Raw genomic sequence first — 5355 nt, forward strand, 5'->3', positions numbered from 1 at the left:
ACCGTTTCCCGATCCGATTTCCTCGGCGCTTTCCAGGTTTCCGCTTTCGCGTTTCCCTTTCCGGCGGCTCCGACTCTATCAGATCCTTTCGGGCCCGATTCCCAGTCAGCGGGAGTTGCCTTCACGGCTGTTGGGCCGTTCCGACGAGTGAGACTTTAGCGGATTCCTGGCTCCCGAGCTAATCGGGGTGGCGTCCTCTCGAACGCGGATTCCTCATTTCGCAAACACGCATGAAAACGAGCCGACGACCAGTCGCCGTTCGTTGAATGCTTGGTGCGGAATGGCTGTCCGGGGACCGACCGGAGTCGGCACTCACATCGGACAACCCGGAGAACATTACGTACGACGTGGAGCCGTGTCAACTCCGCTCCAGGCGGCACCCCCGTTGCCTTTTCGTTCCCCCTGGGGAGGCCTGCCCCTCACAGCCGCAGCTTGAGCCGCTGCGGCTGCGGGTCGGGTAGCCGGGAGCCGATCCGGCGATCAGACGACGTGGGCGGTGATGGTTCGCGCACACACCAGGGACTCGGTATGCGTCGTGTCCACCTCCAGGTCGTAGAACACTCCCTCGTGAACGACATCCGCCTGCGATGCGGCCACCCCCTGGATGCGATCCCCTCGTGCGACCTCACGGCCTGCGGCGACCGCACTCTCACACCTGACGCCCACCCACAGCACGGCCAGTCCGCCCAGAGCCTTCTGCCACCGCTGCTGGGACACCGCTCCGCCAAGGAAGACCTCATCGATGATGACCCTGGCGCCTGCACGGGCCATCGCCACGACGCCCTCCATCCAGGCCGCCTCCAGCGCCCGGAAGTCCGCCCCGACGCTCACCCCGCCGTCCGCCGCGAACACGATTCCCTGGTCCGACGCCTGCATCTTCGCGGGCATGGCGTCGACGAACGAGTCGCACCCGAACGCCAGCCACGGATCAGGCAGTACTGCCTGCAGACACCGTACGATCCCAGACTTCCCCGAGCTGGAACCACCGTTGAGAATGATCATCTGAGTCGTCACCGCGCCACGGTAAGACGCTTCCGACGCGGCACGAAACGAATATCGGCGGACACTGCTCTGCTGCCACAACCCGGTGAACGTTCCCGATCACGTCACTACTGGTTGGGGCTGACGATGCGGCGGATCGCCGGCCTCTATCCCGGCAAGGCCAAGGCGGATGCGAAGGACGCGGTTCATCATCGCCGTCGCCACCGACGTCCCGGTCCACTTCTGCGATCCGGCCAGCCCCCTGCAACGAGGATCGAACGAGAACACGAACGGCCTGCTGCGGCAGTACTTCCCCAATGGCACCGACCTCTCCACCCACGGCCCCGACCAACTGGCCGCAGTTGCCGCCGAGCTCAACAGCCGCCCACGCAAAACGCTCGACTGGGTAACCCCAGCCGAGCGTTTGCATAAACTGCTCGCGGCCTGATCAACCGACCACGCGTTGCAACGACCCCTGGAATCCGCCAAGCGTGCCGGGGCTTCTGCATTGCCACATGCCAGATCTGACATCAACGCGGGTGCGATCAGATGGCTACTCCTCAGAGGGAATCTGTCGCAGCAATTCTCCATATAGGAACTGCATGAATCCCTCGAAATCTCGCGCGACCACTTGTGCCCCAGATTCTTCCACCTCATAGACATCACCGATGAGGGATCCGTCTTCCAGTCGGACAATCTCTCCGGTTTGGCGATCGGCGGCGAACAATGCACCTCCACCATCAGAGCCAAATACGGCGACAGTCCGATCAGGAACGCTGTGCACCTGCGTTGGCTGAGAGCCATGCCAGCCCTCAACTACATCCTCAACCTCATCTACAAAGAGCCCCGGACCGACATCAGGCAAGGAAATTTGCGCAACGTGCGAATAAAATTCCACCAAATCCCCCGCACCCGCATCACTCAAAACTGTAGCGAGCGCATCGCGACCGCCGCGATCAGAGGCTCTTGACACATAATGTTCGCCTGGCGGATATCCATACGCTGTCTCGAACGCTGCGACGAACCGTGAGGCCAGGCGCGACATTTCGTCGATCCAGCTATCAACGTTCGGCCCAGAAATAGGCACCGTATCCCCTATCAATCTGTCCCGCGAGGTCTTCAATTTGAGCTCGCGTGGGATTCGGGTTCATGTCATGGAACTATTTCCATTGGTTGGTTATCTCTTGATGGACGTTGGCTCCCCGGGACTTCATCCTACTTCCGGGCACTCCACGCATGTTGGATGGCGCATCGAAGTCAAATTCACGAAACTCCGGGTGATTTCGATACTCCTGCGGGCTGGCATGGTGGGCATCCCAATCATCCGGCAGTCGCTTCATGCCACTGCGGTGCAAGTAGGCCTGGAATCTGCCCCGGTAGTCGCCAATGTCGATGGAAGGAGCCTCAGGCGCCTTACCCGCAGGGCAGTTGCTGTTGTGAACGAGTACCGGCGTTTCACCAGCGAGTACATAGTACGTGTGCTACGCGAAGCCTTCGATCTGCTTTTTTGCAGGTCAAGTGCGGTTTGTTGGTCCGGGGAGGTACATGGGTGTCCGTGGTTGTGCGGGGTTGTTGCCGTCGCTACTGGCGTCAACTGGGTCAGCCCAGGTACGGCTTCTCGCGCTGTTCCAGGAAGTGCTGGAGCCTGAGTCGTTGGGTGTGGTGCATCGGCAACTGTTCGATCTCTTCCGGCGGCGCGAACCGAAGTTCGGTGGACTCGTCGGAGATTGCCAGCTGGCCGCCGGTGATGCGGGCGGTGAAGCAGACGTTGAACTGGCGGCGGACCTCGCCGTCGGTGTAGGCGATGATGTGTTTCGGGTCGGTGTAGGTGCCGACCAGGCCGGTGATCTCGACGTCGAGGCCGGTCTCTTCCTTGACCTCGCGGACGGCCGTGCCGGGCAGGGAGTCGGTGAGGTCCATGCCTCCGCCGGGCAGTGCCCACAGGTCGTTGTCGCGGCGGCGCTGAAGGAGGATGCGCCCGTGGTCGTCGGTGACGACGGCGGAGGCGGCGACGACCATGCTGTTCGGCTTGGGGGCGTTCGGGTCGTCGTAGTACTCGGTGCGGGCCACGGTCAGCCTTCCTCTCGTACGGGCGTCGCCGTCGCCCACACCGCGTCGAAGCTCTCGGCGTAGGTGTCGAACATGCCGCCTGTCTCGTGTCGGCGAAGATGCCATACGGGGGCGGCGTAGGCGTTGACGCCCCAGACGTGGGCGTTGACGAGTTGCTGGTCGTCGGCGCGGTAAAGGGAGTTGTAGAGCGTGGTGCCGTGGGTGCGGACTTCGATGCCGGGAGTGCCGACGAGTGGCCTGTAGTGCATGAGGGCGAGGCGGCAACGGGATTCGACGCCGTGGCCGAACCGCTCCTCGCGGCCGCGGGCTTGGACGGTGTCGCTGTCGGCGTCCCCGATCGCGATGCGGACGGTGCAGCCTTCGGCGGCGCGTTCGGTGAGGAGTTCGTTCAGCCGCGGGTACGCCTCGTGGAGGAAGACGGCCGCGTATACGAGGATGTCGATCCGTTCCCGGGCCTGGGCCATCAGGTCGGTGAACGTCGAGACGGGGAGGTCGGCCCGCTGCTCGTAGAGCGCGACCAGTTCGGGGCTGATGGCGCGGGCGGGGCGGGCCTGGCGGAGCGCCGGCCAGAGTGCGTGCACGTCTTCTCCCAGGGCTTTGGCCGCCTGGAGGGCGGTGGCACGACGTGGGATACGCCCGAGGTTCACCCAGCGCTCGACCGACTTGGGGTCGACCTCGACCTGCTGAGCGAGTGCGGCGTACGTCCAGCCTCCCGCCGCCATGACGGCTCGTAGTCTCTCGTTCGGCACGAGTCTCTGCCTTCGTCTCAGGACGGCACTAGGGACGTTCTACACGGCACGGGACGTCCCGAAGTGGGGTTTGGTGGAGGTTCCTTCGTCCTGGTGACCGGCGTGAGGATCGGTGCCGACCCTGCGGCACCAACAGGCCCAGGGGCACGCATCAATGCCGCCGAGGAGCGTCACCGTGCGAATGAGCGCCACCCCATGTGTTCCCGCCCTGCGACTGGACGCCCGGTCGCGCGCCACTTCGCCGGGGTGGTCACGATGACGGCCCCCACCCCTGATGCGGGTCGGCACCCCGTCTCGCCCACGGTGGGCACCATGGTGGTCGACCGGCGGAACGGCAAGGTGGGCGTGGTGATGGGGCACGTGGGTCCGTACGTGCAGCTTCGGCCACCGCGCGGCGGCCGGGAGTGGGACGTGCCGCCCGAGGACGTACGTACGCCGACTCCGACGGAGGAGTTGAGCGCGAAGGTGGCCGTGGCCAACCGGAGGTGGGGACGGTGACCCCTCGCTCGGTCCTGCGCTACGAGACCTGGACTCTCCAGCCCGACCGCGAGCCGGACGCGGAGCCGGTCCTGTACGCGATCCAGTGCGCCGTGGACGGAGAGACCTCACCGACAAGCGAGAACTTCGCCGAACCGCAGGACTGGGTGCTGCGGCACTGCGGCCAGAACCCGTCCCACCACACCTACCGGGAGATCATCACCCGGCCCTGGCGTGCCTGGCGGCGGACGTGACCCGTCCCGCTCGCTCAGGAACCGCACCGCGCTGACCTACCCGATTCCCGTCCCTGCCGGGCGTGACCGATCGAGGCTCCCCCGTCCTCGTCAGCCCTGGCAGGGACGGGCCTTCACGTGCGTGCCGGGCCCATGGCCGTGGGGGTTCTGGCCTCAGCCACAGAAAGTCAGCCACGACGGCGGGCGTGCCGACCGAATGGCGGTCATCGCGGCCCTGGCCTTCGTCTTCTCCTTCGGCAGCGTCTGGGCGCTCGCCCTGCGGCTCGACGTGCCCCACCCGATCTCGCCGCTGATCGCCCCCATGGTGGACCTGTCGGTCGTCGGGCTTCTGGTCGCGCTGCGGTTCCTGGCCCTGCGCGGCGTGCCCAAGGCCGAGTTGCGGGCCGGCGCCGGGCTGCTGGCGGCCTGCTCACCCTCGCCCTGAACACCGCCGAACCGCTGCTGACCGGACGCTACGGACGGGCCTGCCTGGACACCGTCGCCCCTCTCCTGCTCCTGGGCTGGGGCCACGTCGGCCCCGCTTTCCTCGCCCAGTTCCACGCCCTCACCCGCCCCACGCCGCACCTGGAGGCCACTGCTGCCCTTGCCGCCGAGCCGGTGCCATCGACCTCCTCGGCCGCGCCCTCGACCACGCCTGACACATGCACGGGAACGGCGGCGGACACCTGGTGTCCGCCGCCGTTGCCGTCATCTACTGCCGTCAAGCCGCAATACGGCCCCTGTAGGTGACCTTGAGTTCTAGTGGTCGTTGCAACACCCCAGCTCAGGGGATGCAATGGACTTCGAGATACGCAAGGACCGGGGGCCGCAGGGGCGAAGGAAGC

At 65.6% G+C, this 5355-nt stretch carries 6 protein-coding genes and 2 pseudogenes; 4 read left to right on the forward strand and 4 right to left on the reverse strand.

The features are described from left to right. Positions 1 to 480: 480 nt before the first annotated feature. Positions 481 to 1014: a chloramphenicol phosphotransferase CPT gene (gene cpt / locus AB0D57_RS47020; RefSeq protein ID WP_362088660.1), complete on the reverse strand. Its 534-nt coding sequence runs from the start codon at positions 1012 to 1014 to the stop codon at positions 481 to 483. A 184-nt stretch (positions 1015 to 1198) separates the two neighbouring features. Here cpt and AB0D57_RS47025 point away from each other — a divergent pair. Then, positions 1199 to 1429, forward strand: a pseudogene (locus AB0D57_RS47025) (IS30 family transposase); the annotation flags it as partial. A gap of 105 nt (positions 1430 to 1534) precedes the next feature. Here AB0D57_RS47025 and AB0D57_RS47030 read toward each other — a convergent pair. From AB0D57_RS47030 to AB0D57_RS47040, 3 genes are all read right to left on the reverse strand, one after another. Then, positions 1535 to 2068 carry a hypothetical protein gene (locus tag AB0D57_RS47030; protein WP_362088661.1) on the reverse strand — a complete coding sequence of 178 codons (534 nt, stop codon included), beginning with the start codon at positions 2066 to 2068 and terminating at the stop codon, positions 1535 to 1537. 512 nt (positions 2069 to 2580) lie between these two features. Then, positions 2581 to 3051 carry an NUDIX domain-containing protein gene (locus tag AB0D57_RS47035; RefSeq protein ID WP_362088662.1) on the reverse strand — a complete coding sequence of 157 codons (471 nt, stop codon included), beginning with the start codon at positions 3049 to 3051 and terminating at the stop codon, positions 2581 to 2583. Positions 3052 to 3053: 2 nt separating this feature from the next. Then, positions 3054 to 3773 (reverse strand): XRE family transcriptional regulator, encoded by a 720-nt coding sequence (locus AB0D57_RS47040; protein WP_362088664.1) that lies wholly within the window; start codon positions 3771 to 3773, stop codon positions 3054 to 3056. A gap of 273 nt (positions 3774 to 4046) precedes the next feature. Here AB0D57_RS47040 and AB0D57_RS47045 point away from each other — a divergent pair, with 273 nt between their 5' ends. The 3 genes and pseudogenes from AB0D57_RS47045 to AB0D57_RS47055 form a co-directional block, all read left to right on the forward strand. Then, entirely contained in the window at positions 4047 to 4298 is a 252-nt protein-coding gene (locus AB0D57_RS47045; protein WP_362088665.1) for a hypothetical protein, read from the forward strand. Then, complete coding sequence (locus tag AB0D57_RS47050; RefSeq protein WP_362088663.1) at positions 4286 to 4531, forward strand: hypothetical protein; 246 nt, start codon at positions 4286 to 4288, stop codon at positions 4529 to 4531. The genes AB0D57_RS47045 and AB0D57_RS47050 overlap by 13 nt, the downstream gene beginning before the upstream one ends. 196 nt (positions 4532 to 4727) lie before the next feature. After that, a pseudogene (locus AB0D57_RS47055) lies at positions 4728 to 5161 on the forward strand (SpdA protein); the annotation flags it as partial. Positions 5162 to 5355: the final 194 nt, after the last annotated feature.

The sequence above is a fragment of the Streptomyces sp. NPDC048275 genome, from assembly GCF_040652275.1.
GTDB lineage: Bacteria > Actinomycetota > Actinomycetes > Streptomycetales > Streptomycetaceae > Streptomyces.

What these genes read in the sequence shown, in the direction of transcription:
- AB0D57_RS47040 (WP_362088664.1), bottom strand. Translation starts at nt 3,773, where the DNA reads ATGGCGGCGGGAGGCTGGACGTACGCCGCACTCGCTCAGCAGGTCGAG.